We start from the raw sequence: 16,018 nt of genomic DNA on the forward strand, positions 1-16,018 counted from the left end.
GGTTCTTGTATAGCTTATGCAAGGGCTTGTCAGCGCATGATTTGTTAACCGTAACTTAGCCATAGCAAAACTAGTTGTTCGGCGGACACGTATGGTAAAATAGCTTACAGACAAGATGTAGAACTTGGTAAAGAGAGGGCTAATGAATGGGTGAACTGATTCACAACGTTTTGCAATTTTTAGAGGGGCTCGGGTATTGGGGGATTTTCCTGGGGTTGATGATGGAAGTCATTCCGAATGAGCTGCTTCTGGCTTATGCGGGCTACCTCGTCTCGATAGGCGAAATCAATATGATCGGCGCGATTATTTGTGCGGTGATCGGCGGAACTTTGGCGCAGATTGTCCTCTACTGGATCGGACGCTACGGTGGACGGCCTTTTTTGGAGAGATACGGGAAATATTTGCTCATTAACAAGCATCACATTGATGTCGCTGAGAACTGGTTTAATCGGTACGGAACCGGTATGATTTTTACAGCCCGTTTTATCCCAGTCGTTAGACACGCCATTTCCATTCCGGGCGGCATGGCGAAGATGCCTCTAGGCAAGTTCACGCTCTATACAGGGTTAGCCCTCATTCCATATTCATTCTTATATGTATACTTGGGGATGCTGCTGAAAGATAATTGGCAGAAAATTGATGAAGTGGCAGGACCTTATATGAAGCCGCTGATTCTCGCAGCCGTCGTTTTAACGGCGCTCTATGTCGCGTATCAATTTGTTCAAAAGAGAAAAAGAAATCGAGTATAACCGCGAATTGATTTGGCGCTATTGCCTATATTTGCTACAATAATACTAGGAATTGATGATTGATGATCCCATAGGAGGTTGGAGAAGCATGAGTGTTAATTTGGCCAACAAGCTTCGCACGGGCTTAAAGCCGCAGCAGTTCATTGACGGCATGACCAAGAATCAGGAGCAGTTTCTGAGCTATTACAATGGTTTCGAATGGCCGAACGAGGACGACAAGGAGTTCTTCGAGTCCTTGAACAACCGCGATGACTTGCGCTGCCTCGTTGTGGGCGCCGATTGGTGCGGAGATGTGGTACGCTGTGTGCCAGTCGTGTTCCGCGCGCTGGAGAACAGCGGAATTCCGGTGGAAGTCCTTATTCTCGAAGAGAACTTCGATGTCATCGATCAGTTTCTGACCAGTGGTGGCAGAGGGATTCCGAAAGTGCTCTTCACAGATACCGGCGGTTTCGTGCTCGGCGATTGGGGTCCGCGTCCAGCGCACGTGCAGGCTGTGATGACGAAGTTCAAAGCGGAGAACCCGGATCGCGAAGCGCCTGGCTATGACGAGAAGATGCAGGAAGCCAGAGCTGAACTGCGCCGTCAATATGGTGAAGGCAACGATTATCAGGCTGTCATCATCAAAGAGCTTCGTGAGCTCATTTCTACGTTTTAATTCCATTCCCGCACACAGATTGAGAGCGAATCCTTATGATAAAGATTGATTGCATTCCTTTAGGCCCGCTGAGTACGAATGCGTACTTGCTATCCGATCCGGATACAAAGAAGGGGATCATCATTGATCCCGGCATGAATCCGCAGCCGCTGATCAAGCGGATCGCGGATCTCGACATTGAAGCGATTTTGCTGACGCATGCGCATTTTGACCATATCGGCGGCGTGGATGAGATCCGGAAGCTGAAAGGCTGTCCGGTGTATATCCACGACTTGGAGGCGGATTGGCTGACCAATCCGAAGAAGAACGGCTCTGCGCGCTGGCCGGAGCTCGGCACCCTAATTGAGACCGAGCCCGCCGAATATGCGCTGGGCGAAGGCCAAGTGCTCGACTTCCTGGGCATTCGGCTGCGGGTTTTCCACACACCGGGGCATTCGCCGGGCAGTGTGAGCTTCCTCTACGACAAGCACCTCTTCGGAGGCGATGTGCTGTTCAAGATGTCCGTCGGCCGGACCGACCTGCCTGGCGGCGACGAGAACACACTGCTTGACTCCATCCAAGACAAGCTGTTCGCACTTGACGACGATGTCACGGTGTACCCGGGACACGGGGCGAAGACAACGATTGGCTTCGAAAGAGACAATAATCCTTATGTATAAAGGAAAAGCTGTCCGCATGCGCGGACAGCTTCTTTTGTATTTGGGGACTTGCCGGATGCTTGTTCGCCCATGACAGCCAACCATTTTTGGGTCATCTAGGTGTTTAGCCGTGTTCGAGTTAGGTGCAATCCCATAGACTGATGTTGTAAGTAATTGACCTAACCCATAACGATAACGACACCCTTAGAGGACACTTAGGAGGTGCTTCACCATGGAAGTTAAACCAGGTTATGTAGCGCCAGGCTACCAACCAATGCCAATGCCGGCTCCAATGCCAATGCCAATGCCAATGCCAATGCCAGCGCCAATGCCGGTCGCCCAAGCCCCAGCTCACAACGACATTCACCTGCACGCATCTTACCAACAAACACAAATTGTATTCCCGAAACCAGCCCACGTTTCGCATGCCGCTCCAGTCGCAGTAGCACCTTATAGTTCGGCAGGCAGTATTCTTGTACTGTTCATCCTGCTGGTCATTATTACTCGCGGATTCATCGGTGGCGGCTGCAAGTGCTAGTTCGGAATTATCCCTGTTGCCGATTGAGGCAGCGGGGATTTTTTCTTTTATCTGGCCTTCTGTTTGAACCAGCCGTTCCAATGAGTGTGCTTGATCGTGCATGCCGCCCCGATGACGGCAACGATGCCCAGCGCTACATAGCAGCCTATCCGCTCGTCGCTGCGCAGAAGCGAGCCCATCACGACAAGAATGATGATGCCAATGCCTGTGTAAGAGGTAAGCGTTCGGCTCACTCGCGAGCGCTGATCTTGGATGGAGCGATAACTTGAGCGGTTTCGAATGTACGAAGCTAAGATAATGATCCAGTTCAAGATCAAGAGCAGGCCGGCTGCAGTTGTGAAATACGCGTAGATCGTATTCTGGAGCCAGAACGAGAAGCAGATCGCAGCAGCTAATCCCGAGGCCGACATCAGCAGCGCCTGAAGCGGAACATTGCGCTTGTTCATCCGCGATAGCGCTTGTGGCGCGTCTCCGTCTTGCGACAATGAAACCATGACTTGGGTAACCGTGAACAGGGTGCCGACCATGGTGGAAAAAGCTGCGCTGATGATGATCAGATTAAATAAGGAGTCGAGGAACGGCAAGTGAAAAGGGAGAAGCGCCGTGATGAACGGGCTGCGGCTTTCATTGATTTCCTGCCAATTGACGAGTTGGAATACAAAATAAAGCGAACACGCATAGATGGCTGTCAACATTATCAGCATTACCGTTCCTGCTTTTGGGGCATCCTTCTTGTGCTTCAGCTCATTGGAGGCAACGCCCAGCTCTTCGATCCCACCATAGGAGAAAAGGACATAAACGAGTGCGGACCATAGCCCAAGGAGACCGTTCGGAAATAGGGTGTTCATGCTCGAGACAGGGGCTGCTGTGTGAGCAAAAGAGATCAGCCCTGTCGTGATCAGGAGGCCAAAGCCGATAAAGACAACCAGCGTGCACAGTTTAATGAGCCCGAACAAGGATTCAATTTTGCCGAAATTGCTGGTGCCAAGTCCGATGATGCCAAACCCAAGCACGGAATAGATAACTGAAAATATCCATAGCGGTACACCAGGGAGCCAAAAACGGGTGAAAACGGATAAGGCTACGATCTCACTCGACATGATAAGAACCCCGGCGACCCAATAGATCCAACCGCTCATGAAGCCCATATAGGGTCCAAAGGCTTTGCGCGCGTACGTGCGAAAGGAGCCGGGCTGGGGATCGTGCACAGACATCTCCGCTAGTGCATGGTAAACAATGTAAGCGACGAGGCCGCCGATCAGGTAGCCGACAAGAAGGGCCGGCCCTGCGATGCGGATGGATACACCAGTTCCGAGAAAAAATCCGGCCCCAATGATCGACCCGACGCCGATCAGCGAGAGCTGGTACCATAGCAGCGTGCCCGCCCTGCTGGGTTGCGATTGCGGATTATTTTTCATTATGCCTAATTCCTTTTCCAGTTGGACTTCATACGTCTCCGTTAAGTTGCCCATAGTCAAACAGTATTCATTCAAGATTTTCCACCCTAGGGCCGGACAAGCAGGAATAAAGTTCGAGCTGGAGAAAATATCATGTAAGAAAACAAGCAGGATGGAGGGCAATAAAATGATCTCTAATCGCACATTTGCAGAGCGAACACCCCAGGTATGGATGGAGGAAATAAGAACGGTGACCCCGCCTGCCGGCTGTGCCGCCATTTGGTTTTTCGGACAGGAAAGCATGGTGTTCAAAGGTCAGCAAACCGTCATTCACGTCGATCCTTTTTACTCCAATTACCTGGAGCACCATTATGGAGCGAAGCGGGCTTTTCCTTCTTTGCTGCAACCTGAAGATGTCACGATAGCGGACTACGTCTTGATTACGCATGAGCATGAGGATCACTTGGACCGCTGGACGTTGACGGCAATCGCCACCCAATGCCCGCAAGCGCGGTTCGTCGCCCCTGCCTGCTGCCGGCCGATTCTCGAAGCCGATTGCCAGATCGGGCCTGAGCGGATCATTGACGCGCTTACCGGAGACTGGATGGAGCTGGCGGGCAAAGATGAGCAGGAACAAATTCGCATCAAGCCGGTGCCGGCTGCTCACGAAACGTTACAAACGACGGGTTCCGAGCGGGAGCATCGCTATGTCGGCTATCTCATCGAGATGAATGGCGTGAAGCTATATCATGCCGGCGATACGCTCGTGTATCCCGGGCTTCCGGAGATGCTGCTGGAGGAGCGCATCGATATTGGCATGCTGCCGATTAACGGCAGGGATTACTACAGGAATAGCCGGGGGCTGATTGGCAATATGAATTATCGGGAGGCCGCCGAGCTTGCTGCACAGGCGCAGATGGATACGGTCATCCCGCTGCATTATGACTTGTTTGCCGGCAATAGCGAGAAGCCTGGCTACTTTGTGCAGGAGCTGTATGAGCGTACACCTGGGCAGAAGTGCCATGTCATGGCAAGAGGAGAGCGTTATGTATACGTATCTCCTGGCGCTTTTATGAAGTAGGGAAAAAGCCGTCTCCCGCCAGCCTTAAGCTGGACGGGGGATTTTTTAATTGATGTGGCTTTTCCGGTAATGCAACGGCGTGAAGCCCGTAATCTTTTTGAAGAGTCGGCAAAAGTAAGGGAAATTGGGTATGCCCACTAACGCTCCGATTTGCTCTACAGATTTCGCTTCCGTTTTTAACAGCCAACAGGCTTGTCTAATTCTTCGGGCGATCAAATACTCTGTTATGCTGCTCCCTGTCTCGGACTGAAATAAATGAGAAACATGATGCTTGGAGAGATGCAATTCCTTCGCTAATCGGTCCAGATCGAACGGCTCCGGATAGTGCGCCTCCACCCAGTTCATAATTTTTTCGGCATGGCTCTCAGGACGTGCAGCTCCGCCTATTCCATCGATATGCAACGATTTTAGGTAGTCCAAAATGTTAAGAATCAAGACCGAGGCAGCCTCCAGGTCCTCATCCTCCTTCCACCCCGAAATCAGATCATTGAAGCGTTCAAGAACACCCAAAATATAGGCCGAGTTGCGGTCCATGCGAAACACTTGATTCGGAAGCTGCTCTCGCCATAACTGCTCAAAAAAACGATAAAGCACAGGAAACGGTTGCAGAAATGGGGCTATGGCAGAGGGTTCAAAATTTAAAACTGTACGCTCATAGGGGCATAGTGGACTCGTATGAAATTGAATCCGATGCAGCTGAAAAGGATGGAGGACGACGACGCATCCCGATTCCAGATCATAAATCTTACGGTTAAGTGTCAAATTCCCCTGACCTTTATGGATAAATAAGATCTCGACTCCTTTGTGGTAATGGTAGTAAAAGGGGGTGGTCTCTGTGGTCACGACTCTATGCCGAAGCCGCAGAGGTTGGTTGCTGAAAAAAGGATGAAAGGCTTTAGGTCCGATGTCGGTACGGTTCACGTTTGTCAAAGTGTCGCTCTCCTTTAACAACCTTTGGTAGGGATCGCAATTGAGTGATATTTATTCACAGCAGAATACAACTTTTTGCTTTAGTAAAAGGATATCATGAATAGTAGTGATGCAATTAATTATACATGATGAAGCAGGTTAGGAGGGAGTATATGGAAATCACTTTTGCGTCTTTGAATGATCATGAATGCTCGGAATTGATGGGCGGAATTAAAGACTTATTAAAAGAAAGCTACGAAATTTCTGAAGACGAAGCCGTTTTGATTTTAGATAAAGGGAGTGAAAGCGCGCAAAAGCTGTTAGACGATTACTGCCAATACATGGACTCTATTAAAAAAATCAGCCATGGTCTCAGAGATACGCTGGAGAAGCATCTGAAACAAGTGGATGTGGAAGATGAGCAGGCGTCAAAAATGGTGAAGGAAGCTGCCGCATGGTATGCGTTTGAATATATAAGGCTTTATTATAAAAATAAGGCAAACATATTTTAGTTTTAATGTCACAGAAGAAAGAAGCGTTCACTTCCTGGAGTGAACGCTTGAGTTTGAATTATCGCCGGCAGCTGCCCTTTTCCTGCTTTTAGCTCGTGCTCTTAGTGTCTGAATAGATAGAACGATCCCCGTCACGGTCAAAATAATCAATCCGATAGCGGCAACATCGGCGAGTCATTTCACATCGGTGGTTCCAATGCGCCCCAATTAAATGAGAACTGCGGATCGCGATTGGGCGGTTCGCGGTTTTTTTGTCATATTCAAAAAAAGTTATTAATCTTTTGTGAATACCTCCTTTGGGGGATGGTGGCGGTTACCAATTTTTCCTATCGAGAGGGGCGGCTTTTTAAGTGGCGATCTTTGTATCAAGGGATAAAGCAAGCAAACGTTTGTAAGAATAGTAGGAAATATTGGGCGTGCTGCAGATGCTGTAGGAGGAATTGAAACAATCATTCGAGAAGATTAGCATATCTGGAAAAAGGAGAAATTTAAAATGGGAAAAAATATAATTGTCTGTTTAGGTGAATTATTGATTGATTTTGTACCAGACGTGAATGGACAGGCTCTTGCCGATGTCACGAGCTTTCAGCGGGCGGCGGGCGGAGCGCCGGCCAATGTGGCGGCTGCGGTCGCCAAACTCGGCGGCGATGCCAGGTTTATCGGCAAAATCGGCCGGGATCCTTTCGGCGATTACCTGGTGCGCACGCTCAAGGAAGTCGGCGTGCAGACGGCTGTGCTCCAGACCGATGAGGCGAAGACCGGTCTGGCGTTCGTCTCGCTGCGCGCGGACGGAGAGCGCGACTTTTTGTTTTTCCGCGACCCGGCGGCGGACATGCTCCTGCGCGCCGATGAGATCGAAGCGCAGTGGCTCGAAGACGCAGCGGTCTACCACTTCGGCTCGGTATCGTTGATTGCCGAGCCTTGCCGCAGCGCGACGCTTGACGCCGCACGGCGGGCGCGCGAGCTTGGCGCATTGGTGTCCTACGACCCCAATGTGCGGCTAGCGCTGTGGCCCAGCGCGGAGGCGGCGCGGGCCGAGATTTTGGCGCAGCTGCCTTTGGCTGATGTGGTCAAGGTGAGCGAGGAGGAAATCGAATTCCTCCTCGGCGTCGACGCGACCACAGGCGCGCAGCAGCTGCTGCAGCGCGGGCCCAAGGTGATCGTCATCACCTTGGGGGCGCAGGGCTGCCGTGTCGTGACCGCACGGCAGGATGTGGTCGTGCCCGGCCAGCCTGCGGTGGCCGTGGACACGACTGGCGCCGGCGACAGCTTCGTCGGCGGCATGCTCTATCAGCTGGCGGCGCTTGGCGCTACGCCAGCGAATATCGTCGACGCGCTTTGCGAAGCCGACGTTGCTGAACGCGTGTTCGCATTTGCTAACCGCGTAGGCGCTGTAACAATTACGCGCAGGGGGGCCATCCCTGCGCTGCCGACGCTCGCAGAGGTGCAATGAGGCGCTGCAAAAAACTATTGAAAAATGGTATTTTTTATGATATTTTTGAAGTGTAGCTAAGCCCTTACATATTTTGGTTGCGAAGAACGCAAATGTCGGATTTATCCGAGGTTTGCGTTCTTTTTGTGTTTGCCCAAGAAAGGAGGATGAGGGATTGAATCGCAGAAGAAGCCTGCTGATTAGTTTGACTGCTGCGATACTGGCCGGGTTGCTAGTTTATGGAATGTATGTGTTGCAAGTGAGTCAAGTAGAGCTGCAGCAGACGGTGCAGGTGGTGGTGCCAAAAGATTTTATTCGTGCCGGAACGATGATAAGCGGTGGGATGGTCGAGCTTCGGGCGGTGCAAAAGGGCAGCTATGCTAGCGGTATGTTGACAAGTTTGGATGAAATCGTCGGACAAGAGACGTTAGTTCCGTTAGGGAAACAGGAGCCGATTTTGAAATGGAAGGTTAACCGCTACTCACTGCTCCCTAATGAGAAACAGGCTACTTTTCAAGTTCCTAAGGAGTACGTGCTCTCGATCTCAAACGGAATTCGTGCAGGAGACCGGGTTCGCTTATATGTATCTTCGGCGGACGGTGGTTCACGCAGACTTTTTGCCGAAGAGATCACGGTTGCTTCAGTGAAGTCGTCCGCTAATGTGGAGATCGATAATCCCAAGAACTCCAATCTGTTATCGCGGGTCGACGGCGACACGGAGAAAATGTACGCTTCCAGGCTGGAGGCCAATGGATCGATTGATCAAATTAATTTGAACCTGGGCGAGAGTGAATGGCTGGAGATCGACCGCTTGTGCAGCACGAAAAAAGCGAAGCTGGTTATTGCTTTCAGTTCATCCTCGATTCTTGAGCCGCAGGAAGAAGAGGAGGGTAACCGATGAATATTGGGCTCTTGACGGCAGATGAACGGCTGGTTGATGAATTAACAAATGTTGTGTATAAGCAAGAAATTCGCTGGGTTATACGTACGACGGTTCAAGAGCTTAATGAAGAAGCCGGCAAGGTGCATTTGAGGCATGTCATCGTCTCGGACAGGCTAATGGGCTTTGACGTCATAGAGGAATGGCTCGATGGCTTTCAGCGTCAATATGCAGAAGTGAAACTGATGGTCTTGCTGTCGAATTACCATGATGCTGCGATGAACGAGAAGTATGTCAAAATGTGCAGGCTGAGAAAGCTGGATTACATTCAACCAGGGCGCAGTACTGCCGTCATTGCTGACGAAATCCGCGCCTGGGTAGATGGTCAAGCGGAAGATTGGAACAGCCAGCAGCATCACGGTAAAATCATTACTTTCGTCGGTTCGACACCGAACATTGGGACCACCTTGACTTCCTTCGGCACCGCGGTTGTGCTCGCTAGAGAGACGTCAGCAGCCATCGCGTATATGTGCCTCAATCTCAAAAGCTCCAAGCTGCACCGCTATCTCGGCCGAGATGGCAATGTGCTCACTCTGGACGGCTTGCGAGCGGAGTTAAAAGCTCAGAGCCTTACAGCGGAGAGGCTCCGACAGGTTTGTGAGAAGCCGCGCGAGGCGCCGGGATTGCACGTGCTTTACGGCAATATGCTGCGCGAACAGGCGGAGTTTTTTAAAACGTCGGAAATGAACCATTTATTGAGAACCGCGAGAGCAGCGTTTGATGTGTGTATTATCGAGGTCAATGCATATTGGGATAACGCCGCAACCGTTTGCGCGCTGCTAGAAGCCGACACGCGTGTTGTCGTCACCACGCCGGACATCGCGCAGTTTCAGGAGGACTTTTCCAAGTGGATCAGGCAGGTTGGATCGGTTTTCGGGCTTCAGCCCGATTCTTTTGAACTGGTGGCTATGCTTGCCGATCGCAGTATGTCTGCGCAGGAAGCGTTCACGATCAAGGATATTCGCAAGGAGACGCAGTTGCATTTGCTCGGCCAAATTTCCAGGCATGGAGATGCGCTGGCGCGCTGTAATCAAGGCAAGCTTTTTGACCTTTATGTCCCTGGGCATGCCTTTCACGCCGAGCTTAGCGCGCTATCGCGCAAGTTTGCGGATTACTATCAGCTGCCGCGCAAAGTCAGTCTGCGACCAAAGACGTGGCTCCGCAGAGTGATGTCAGGAGGCCGGGCGGCAACTTGAGCCGTATAGGAGGTGAGCTGAAGTGGGTGAGGAGCGTTTTTCAATTATCACATATATGCATGAGCGCCATGCCGAGGAAGAGGAAGGGGCATCCTTGGTTAAGGCAGGGATGATCGAAAACGCGTATGTGACGGATGCAAGACCCAAGAGCAGCGGGGATGCTGTTTTCTATCAATGGGTACAGGATATTCGCAGTGAACTTGTCATGGTGAAAGGGAGGAATGAAGAAGAGAAGCAGCACTACAATGAGACTTTAAACCGGGCGATTTTGGGGTATGAAGAAGAACGCGGCCAATTACTTGCTATTATTCATGATCTTGTTGCCAAACGACGGCTGACCGATATCCCGCCGCGGGCAAGCGGGTATGCGACTTTACCGGAGGCGATTTTCGCGGAGATTATTGGCTTGAATGTGCTGGAACTGATTCTTAAGCAGCGGGATGGGCTGGAAGAGATTCAAGTGGTGGGGCAGCGAATCTTTGAAGTTCGGAGTGGAATGCCGGTACCATCTGTTTATATGCTGCCGTCTGTACGGGAGTTGGAGCGGATTCAGCAAAATCTGGTGCTCTTCAATCAAGATACGCTCAATCCCAGGAAACGATGGGCTGAAGTTGTGCTGCGGGATGGCTCCCGGGTAACGATGACCGGTTTTGGTTTTACGGCGGAACCGACGTTAACGATCCGTTTTTATACGGTAAAACGTTTTGATCTTGCCACGTTAGCCGGACCTGAGCTGGCTACGATGAATGTGCGGATGAAGGACTTGCTGCTTTGTCTAATACGCTCTTATTTCAACATTGTCGTCATTGGACCGACGAATTCAGGCAAAACGAACTTGATTAAGGCAATTATAGCCGAAATGGATGATCATGAGCGAATCATTACGATTGAATCCAGATTCGAACTTTATTTGAAGCGCGACTTCCCGCTCAAAAATGTCGTTGAATATGAGATCGACGACCAGGATGGCAGGCATGACGGCGCACAAGCCTTTAAGCTGGCACTGCGGCAATCGCCTAAACGCATCTGTCATGCCGAAATTCGCGATGATGACGCTAACTTGTATGTGCGGGCTTGTACCCGCGGGCATGAAGGCAGTATTACGTCCGTGCATGTCAATGAACTTGAAGACGTTCCGGATGCGATCACGGATATGTGTATGCTCGATGGGCGCGGCATGAATCCGGACCGGCTTACGAAGCGGATTACGGAGTACGTGACTCAGATCGGGCTGGAGATGGCAGTTGTGCAGGGGAAGAGAAAGTTGGTGCGCATCGGCGAATACAGCTATGAGAACAATGAGGTTCGCGTCCGCGATCTTGCACTTTATGACAATATCACAGACCGATGGACATTTCCTGGGAAATTGTCGCATCGTGCTTCTCACAGAATTGCAAAATACGATCAGGCGGGCTGCTCTTTGCTGGCAAAGCTCGGTTTTTTACAGAAAGAGGGCGACTAGCATGCTTATTTTCGCCAAATATTTATTTCTTGCCCTTTTGTTTATCCTTTGTTTTGTATGCATGTATGCTTTGCTTAAAGCGTTGATCCGACAGCGGAGATCCAGATACAGGCTTCATTATGTCAAACAATCAGCTTTTGCCTACCAATTGACAGTTTATTTGGGGAAGAAAAGTCGATTTTACCGGCATGTGCAAGAGATGATGGAGTCTGTCGAGGCCAAGTGGAGCATGCAATTCATGCTAATGTCGACATTGGCATTGTTTTTGGCCGGCTTGCTTGTTGGGGCTTTATTTTTCCAGACATTTAAAGGGGTGCTTATTGTTACGGTGATAGGCGCTGCGCTTCCTTATTTAATGCTTCGCATGAAGCTGTTGAGTGTACGTCTGCAGACTCGGTTGGAGTTTCTGCCGGCTGTTGAAGTGTTTTATCAATACTACATGATTGACCCGAATAAAAATTTGAAGCTGGCGCTAAAATTTTGCTTGGAGGAAAATCGCATTTTGTATCCGATCAGGCCGGTATTCGAGCAGCTGTATCGAAATTTAATGACCCAAAGGGATACGGAAGAGAGCTTAAGAATTTTTTCGCTGACCTTAGGCCATGCGTGGGCGGACTATTTCACGGGGATTGTGCGGGTCGCTTTAACAGAGGGCAGCTTTGTTGGCGAAAGCTTAAAGGAGTTAATTATCGATATGCGGAAAGCGCAGCGGTCCGACCAAATCGAAAGAAACAGGCTGCTCGAAATCCGCGTCGCCAATTTTACACCGATATTGTTTCTTGGTTTATTTCTATTCATTAACTTTAAAATTAACGCAAGCAATGCGTATTTATACTATGTCTTGGATCCAGCGGGCCGCAATATGCTGCTTGATGCGCTTTTATTGATTTTCGTGTCTTTTTTGATGGGCATTTATTTATCGCTACGCAGAATGTGAGGTGGGCGTGATGGTGATCGGCAGCATCTACTGGGCTGTCTTGCATGTGGCTTCGAATATCGTGTTGTTCATGTTGTTCATGATGATCTTTCTTCGTTTATTGAGCCTAATCCCGGTTAAACCGAAGCGATGGCGATCTTGGCGAGTCAAGCAAGCTATGCATAGAGCGAATCTTCCGGTTGGTTTCATTAAGCTGCTGGGCGTGAGTCAGCGTCTTGTGGAGGAGAAGCAGCAGCTGCTTAACGGATGCGGCATGAGGATCAACGCAGCCTTGTATGAAGGATGGAGGCGTCTGCTCATGCTTGGAACAGCAGGAGTTATGATCGGCGGATATTTTGCCTACCGGCATCCGCTGCTTCCTTGGCACATACATCCTGTATATGTCATGACAATCTCCGGATGTATGTTTATCTTACTCGCCTCAGATAAAAAACTGCTGTCACAACTTAAGACGCAGCGGGCACACCGAATCGTGAAGGAGATTTATGTGATTAGCCATCATCTGCTGTATTACAATGATTCGCGCCTGAACTTGCATGCCAAGCTGGTGCTTTGCATGCCGCAGACGAGCTCGGTGAAGCCGGTTTTTCAAACGATGCTTAACGAATGGTATCAGGATGCGGAAACTGCGATACAGCACTTTAAGCTAAGGCTGGGCACGGAGGAGGCGTTCAGTTTCGGTGAAACGTTAAATGCGTTAAGAATGAATGAGCATGGCAGTTATTACGATCTGTTGAAGCAGCGTATACAGGATTACAAAGAGAAGCTGGAATTGGTCCGTGACAGCAGGAAAGAAGCCGTGTCCTATGTGCTGTTCGTAATGGCTGGGCTGCCGATTATGAATACGTTCCGAGTGTTCATGTATCCGTGGATTGTCGAGGGACAGCAATTATTTAATTCTATTAACTAAATATAAATTTGCGAGGAGCGGGCGCTGATGAGAAATATTTTAATGACGGTCATGATGCTGATTGTTGTGGCCTTTTTGTTTACGACCATTATTAATGACGGTTCGAGCGGAATGAGAAAAAATATTGAGACCCACGGTACGAAGGCGAATACCAATGTCACTGCTCTGCAACCATGAAAGCGATTTTGATTACCGTTATGCTCATCATAGTCGTCATTGCGATCTATAACCAAGCTGTAGGCGGAAATGCAGGTACGAGAAAGCAGGTGACAGACAGCGGTGGACGCATGAACGGAACGATTGAGCGCATTAATCCATGAAACAAATCCTCGTGTTTATTTTATTTGCCACTATGCTTTGTTGGTTCATGTTCTCGCCTGTCTACAAGCATGTGCTTATCGTCCGGCAAGCGTTCCTGCAAAAAGAGGTCGACTACATGTTGGAAATCGGTATGAATGGCAGACACGGTTATATTGACGAGGCCATGATTCGGGAATCCAAGGAACGCATGGCGCAGCATGGCTTTGTGCCTACAGACCTTGTATATGCCGTGTCTACGACTTCGGGGTTGGGCGGGACGGACCAGAACCGGCCGGTTGTGAGAGGAAATGGGGTGATCTTGAAGATTACTTATCCCTATCACCGACTGTTCGTCATTGATCGTCTGATCGGGATCGCTGTTCCTGGAGAAACCGACAGGATGGGGGCTGTCGGTATGAAAATGAGCGAGTATGTACCGTAAGGAGATAAGATGTACAAACTGCTGCTGTTACTGCTGATGAGTGTAGTATACATGACGATGTACGCGCTGCAAACGGATGAGGAGGTGGCGCTGCATACGCTGTTTCAAGGCAAACATGCTTTGAATCGTGCGGTGCATGCGGCTGCGCAGCAGAGCGATCCGATGAAGCTGGCCGCAGGTGTTCATGCGATTGATGAAAGCAAGGCGCAAGAAGAGGCGCTCCGCTACTTGCAAACGAATTTGAAATTAAACGGCATTAACGATCCGCTTCCAGGTTCTTTCTTGCGCAGCCGGGTTGAGGTCGTGTTGTTTAAGATCGTGAATGATCAGGAAGTATTTCCTTATAGGTATATGGACGCGGAGCATGAATTTGACGTGACGCTGGAGCGGCCGGGGGTCATTATGTTTATCCGGTTGGAGTACCCGCGAACCTATTCAGTTCTGCAGCCCATCACATGGACGATCAAGTCTTCTGCAGAGATGGTGTATTGAAATGTACGCGCTTTTTTGCCTGCGATGCACAATATAGCGCTCTAATCTGCATATTCGAACTACTGTACTTTCAACCGATCCCCACCTCTTTACAAGCAGGCACAGTCGGACTCAAGCGGCTCTTCATAATCATACTGTTGGTGTGAATTGCATTTTGAAGAGGATGTAGGTAATGTGAAGGGAAGAAGGTTACACACTCATGTGGTTCGAAGGAGAGATACGCGGCATGAATGTATTCGAGCAAAGACAGCGGCGGCTGCAGGCCGAGGTCGTTCAGCGGGGATGGTCTGGCTTTCTCATCACGCAAAATATTGATTTGTATTATTATACCGGCTCGATGCAGACCGGATATTTGTTTATTCCCGCAGCGGGCGAACCGCTGTATCTGGTTCGCCGGAGTTTGGTTCGAGCGGAGTCGGAGGCGTCAGCGAGCGTCGAGCCGCTCGGCTCTTTGAAGACGCTCAAAGAGCGTCTCGCAGCCCGCTATCCTGGGCTGCTGGATGCCGCAGCCGGCACGGTGCGGCTGGCGACGGAGCTGGACGTGCTGCCCGTCCAGCAGTTTCAACGGCTGCAGGTCGCGCTGCCCGGCGCGGCCTGGGAAGACGGCTCGCTGCTCATCCGGGAGCAGCGCATGATCAAATCGCCGGACGAAGTCGCGGCGATCCGCCAGGCTGCGTCTGTCGTAGACGCAGCGTTGGAGGCTGCCATCCCGAGCATTCGCGAGGGGATGGCGGAGTTCGAGCTGATGGCGCTCATCGAGCATCAGCTCCGCTTGCGCGGGCACCAAGGCCTTATGCGCATGCGAGCTTACAATTCCGAGTTAATCACCGGAATGGTTGCGGCTGGCGCGTCGGCGGCGGTGCCCACCTATTTTGACGGGCCGGCCGGGGGTACGGGACTCCACCCGTCCAGCCCGCAAAGCTCGGGGCGCGCGCTGCTGCAGCGCGGCGAACCGATTCTCGTCGATATCGGCTGCAGCATCGACGGTTATGTCATTGACCAGACGCGCACGCTCGTGATCGGCGGTCTGGAGCCTGAGCTGCTGCGCGCCTACGAGGTCGCGGAGCAGGTATTGCGCGCCACTGAGGCAAGGCTGGCGCCAGGGACGATCAGCGAGCATCTGTATTTGCTCGCGCTCGATCAAGTGCAAGAAGCGGGGCTGAGCGCCCACTTCATGGGGTACGGCGATGACCAAGTGAAGTTTCTTGGTCATGGCATCGGGCTCGAGATCGACGAACTGCCTGTTCTCGCCAAAGGGTTCAAATACCCGCTTGCGCCAGGCATGGTAATCGCTATCGAGCCGAAATTTACGTTTCCAGGGCGAGGTGTCGTCGGGATTGAAGATACCTATCTCATTACGGAAATTGGTTTTGAAAAGCTGACGATCTCCCGAGGGGGCTTAATCGTCATTTAATAAGCCAAAAAACT

The 16,018-nt window shown here is 50.7% G+C and carries 19 protein-coding genes; 17 read left to right on the forward strand and 2 right to left on the reverse strand.

Going from position 1 to position 16,018, the window contains the following annotated elements; translation table 11 throughout:
• Nucleotides 1–146: 146 nt before the first annotated feature.
• From O9139_RS16520 to O9139_RS16535, 4 genes are all read left to right on the forward strand, one after another.
• Nucleotides 147–749 (forward strand): DedA family protein, encoded by a 603-nt coding sequence (locus tag O9139_RS16520; RefSeq protein WP_270880560.1) that lies wholly within the window; start codon nucleotides 147–149, stop codon nucleotides 747–749.
• A gap of 88 nt (nucleotides 750–837) precedes the next feature.
• On the forward strand, nucleotides 838–1,404 hold the full coding sequence (locus tag O9139_RS16525; protein WP_270880561.1) for a thioredoxin family protein: 567 nt from the start codon (nucleotides 838–840) through the stop codon (nucleotides 1,402–1,404).
• Between the two features lie 35 nt (nucleotides 1,405–1,439).
• Complete coding sequence (locus O9139_RS16530; RefSeq protein WP_270880562.1) at nucleotides 1,440–2,063, forward strand: MBL fold metallo-hydrolase; 624 nt, start codon at nucleotides 1,440–1,442, stop codon at nucleotides 2,061–2,063.
• Between the two features lie 211 nt (nucleotides 2,064–2,274).
• On the forward strand, nucleotides 2,275–2,580 hold the full coding sequence (locus tag O9139_RS16535; protein WP_270880563.1) for a hypothetical protein: 306 nt from the start codon (nucleotides 2,275–2,277) through the stop codon (nucleotides 2,578–2,580).
• Nucleotides 2,581–2,627: 47 nt separating this feature from the next.
• Here O9139_RS16535 and O9139_RS16540 read toward each other — a convergent pair whose 3' ends face one another.
• Entirely contained in the window at nucleotides 2,628–4,073 is a 1,446-nt protein-coding gene (locus O9139_RS16540) for an amino acid permease (RefSeq protein ID WP_270880564.1), read from the reverse strand.
• Nucleotides 4,074–4,164: 91 nt separating this feature from the next.
• Between O9139_RS16540 and O9139_RS16545 the strand changes: the two genes are divergently transcribed.
• Nucleotides 4,165–5,058, forward strand: a complete 894-nt coding sequence (locus O9139_RS16545) for an MBL fold metallo-hydrolase (protein ID WP_270880565.1) — start codon at nucleotides 4,165–4,167, stop codon at nucleotides 5,056–5,058.
• A 45-nt stretch (nucleotides 5,059–5,103) separates the two neighbouring features.
• On the opposite strand, the gene O9139_RS16550 is transcribed toward O9139_RS16545, so the two are convergent.
• Nucleotides 5,104–5,979, reverse strand: a complete 876-nt coding sequence (locus O9139_RS16550; RefSeq protein WP_270880604.1) for an AraC family transcriptional regulator — start codon at nucleotides 5,977–5,979, stop codon at nucleotides 5,104–5,106.
• A 161-nt stretch (nucleotides 5,980–6,140) separates the two neighbouring features.
• Here O9139_RS16550 and O9139_RS16555 point away from each other — a divergent pair, with 161 nt between their 5' ends.
• From O9139_RS16555 to O9139_RS16610, 12 genes are all read left to right on the forward strand, one after another.
• Nucleotides 6,141–6,479: a hypothetical protein gene (locus O9139_RS16555; protein ID WP_270880566.1), complete on the forward strand. Its 339-nt coding sequence runs from the start codon at nucleotides 6,141–6,143 to the stop codon at nucleotides 6,477–6,479.
• Between the two features lie 493 nt (nucleotides 6,480–6,972).
• Nucleotides 6,973–7,932: a PfkB family carbohydrate kinase gene (locus O9139_RS16560; RefSeq protein ID WP_270880567.1), complete on the forward strand. Its 960-nt coding sequence runs from the start codon at nucleotides 6,973–6,975 to the stop codon at nucleotides 7,930–7,932.
• Between the two features lie 154 nt (nucleotides 7,933–8,086).
• Nucleotides 8,087–8,812: a CpaB family protein gene (locus O9139_RS16565; protein WP_270880568.1), complete on the forward strand. Its 726-nt coding sequence runs from the start codon at nucleotides 8,087–8,089 to the stop codon at nucleotides 8,810–8,812.
• A complete protein-coding gene (locus tag O9139_RS16570; RefSeq protein ID WP_270880569.1) occupies nucleotides 8,809–10,047 on the forward strand; it encodes a P-loop NTPase family protein in 1,239 nt (412 codons plus the stop codon). Before O9139_RS16565 ends, O9139_RS16570 begins: the two co-directional genes overlap by 4 nt.
• Before the next feature lie 22 nt (nucleotides 10,048–10,069).
• The gene (locus tag O9139_RS16575) at nucleotides 10,070–11,509 is read left to right on the forward strand and encodes an ATPase, T2SS/T4P/T4SS family (protein ID WP_270880570.1); all 1,440 of its coding nucleotides are present in this window, start codon (nucleotides 10,070–10,072) and stop codon (nucleotides 11,507–11,509) included.
• Nucleotide 11,510: 1 nt separating this feature from the next.
• On the forward strand, nucleotides 11,511–12,446 hold the full coding sequence (locus O9139_RS16580) for a type II secretion system F family protein (protein ID WP_270880571.1): 936 nt from the start codon (nucleotides 11,511–11,513) through the stop codon (nucleotides 12,444–12,446).
• A 10-nt stretch (nucleotides 12,447–12,456) separates the two neighbouring features.
• Nucleotides 12,457–13,356 carry a hypothetical protein gene (locus O9139_RS16585; RefSeq protein WP_270880572.1) on the forward strand — a complete coding sequence of 300 codons (900 nt, stop codon included), beginning with the start codon at nucleotides 12,457–12,459 and terminating at the stop codon, nucleotides 13,354–13,356.
• Between the two features lie 27 nt (nucleotides 13,357–13,383).
• Nucleotides 13,384–13,533 carry a hypothetical protein gene (locus tag O9139_RS16590; protein ID WP_270880573.1) on the forward strand — a complete coding sequence of 50 codons (150 nt, stop codon included), beginning with the start codon at nucleotides 13,384–13,386 and terminating at the stop codon, nucleotides 13,531–13,533.
• Nucleotides 13,530–13,676: a hypothetical protein gene (locus O9139_RS16595; protein WP_270880574.1), complete on the forward strand. Its 147-nt coding sequence runs from the start codon at nucleotides 13,530–13,532 to the stop codon at nucleotides 13,674–13,676. The genes O9139_RS16590 and O9139_RS16595 overlap by 4 nt, the downstream gene beginning before the upstream one ends.
• Nucleotides 13,673–14,098, forward strand: a complete 426-nt coding sequence (locus tag O9139_RS16600) for a hypothetical protein (protein WP_270880575.1) — start codon at nucleotides 13,673–13,675, stop codon at nucleotides 14,096–14,098. Before O9139_RS16595 ends, O9139_RS16600 begins: the two co-directional genes overlap by 4 nt.
• A 9-nt stretch (nucleotides 14,099–14,107) precedes the next feature.
• The gene (locus tag O9139_RS16605) at nucleotides 14,108–14,590 is read left to right on the forward strand and encodes a hypothetical protein (RefSeq protein ID WP_270880576.1); all 483 of its coding nucleotides are present in this window, start codon (nucleotides 14,108–14,110) and stop codon (nucleotides 14,588–14,590) included.
• 226 nt (nucleotides 14,591–14,816) lie between these two features.
• Nucleotides 14,817–16,004, forward strand: coding sequence for a M24 family metallopeptidase (locus O9139_RS16610; protein ID WP_270880577.1), 1,188 nt, complete (start codon nucleotides 14,817–14,819; stop codon nucleotides 16,002–16,004).
• The last annotated feature ends 14 nt before the right edge of the window (nucleotides 16,005–16,018 follow it).

The sequence above is a fragment of the Paenibacillus aestuarii genome, from assembly GCF_027789125.1.
In the GTDB taxonomy this organism is placed as follows: Bacteria; Bacillota; Bacilli; order Paenibacillales; family NBRC-103111; genus Paenibacillus_E; species Paenibacillus_E aestuarii.

Coding starts and splice junctions, on each gene's coding strand:
- O9139_RS16535 (WP_270880563.1), top strand. CDS start 2,275: ATGGAAGTTAAACCAGGTTATGTAGCGCCAGGCTACCAACCAATGCCA.
- O9139_RS16525 (WP_270880561.1), top strand. CDS start 838: ATGAGTGTTAATTTGGCCAACAAGCTTCGCACGGGCTTAAAGCCGCAG.
- O9139_RS16530 (WP_270880562.1), top strand. CDS start 1,440: ATGATAAAGATTGATTGCATTCCTTTAGGCCCGCTGAGTACGAATGCG.
- O9139_RS16595 (WP_270880574.1), top strand. CDS start 13,530: ATGAAAGCGATTTTGATTACCGTTATGCTCATCATAGTCGTCATTGCG.
- O9139_RS16590 (WP_270880573.1), top strand. CDS start 13,384: ATGAGAAATATTTTAATGACGGTCATGATGCTGATTGTTGTGGCCTTT.
- O9139_RS16585 (WP_270880572.1), top strand. CDS start 12,457: ATGGTGATCGGCAGCATCTACTGGGCTGTCTTGCATGTGGCTTCGAAT.
- O9139_RS16580 (WP_270880571.1), top strand. CDS start 11,511: ATGCTTATTTTCGCCAAATATTTATTTCTTGCCCTTTTGTTTATCCTT.
- O9139_RS16600 (WP_270880575.1), top strand. CDS start 13,673: ATGAAACAAATCCTCGTGTTTATTTTATTTGCCACTATGCTTTGTTGG.
- O9139_RS16560 (WP_270880567.1), top strand. CDS start 6,973: ATGGGAAAAAATATAATTGTCTGTTTAGGTGAATTATTGATTGATTTT.
- O9139_RS16520 (WP_270880560.1), top strand. CDS start 147: ATGGGTGAACTGATTCACAACGTTTTGCAATTTTTAGAGGGGCTCGGG.
- O9139_RS16570 (WP_270880569.1), top strand. CDS start 8,809: ATGAATATTGGGCTCTTGACGGCAGATGAACGGCTGGTTGATGAATTA.
- O9139_RS16605 (WP_270880576.1), top strand. CDS start 14,108: ATGTACAAACTGCTGCTGTTACTGCTGATGAGTGTAGTATACATGACG.
- O9139_RS16545 (WP_270880565.1), top strand. CDS start 4,165: ATGATCTCTAATCGCACATTTGCAGAGCGAACACCCCAGGTATGGATG.
- O9139_RS16555 (WP_270880566.1), top strand. CDS start 6,141: ATGGAAATCACTTTTGCGTCTTTGAATGATCATGAATGCTCGGAATTG.
- O9139_RS16610 (WP_270880577.1), top strand. CDS start 14,817: ATGAATGTATTCGAGCAAAGACAGCGGCGGCTGCAGGCCGAGGTCGTT.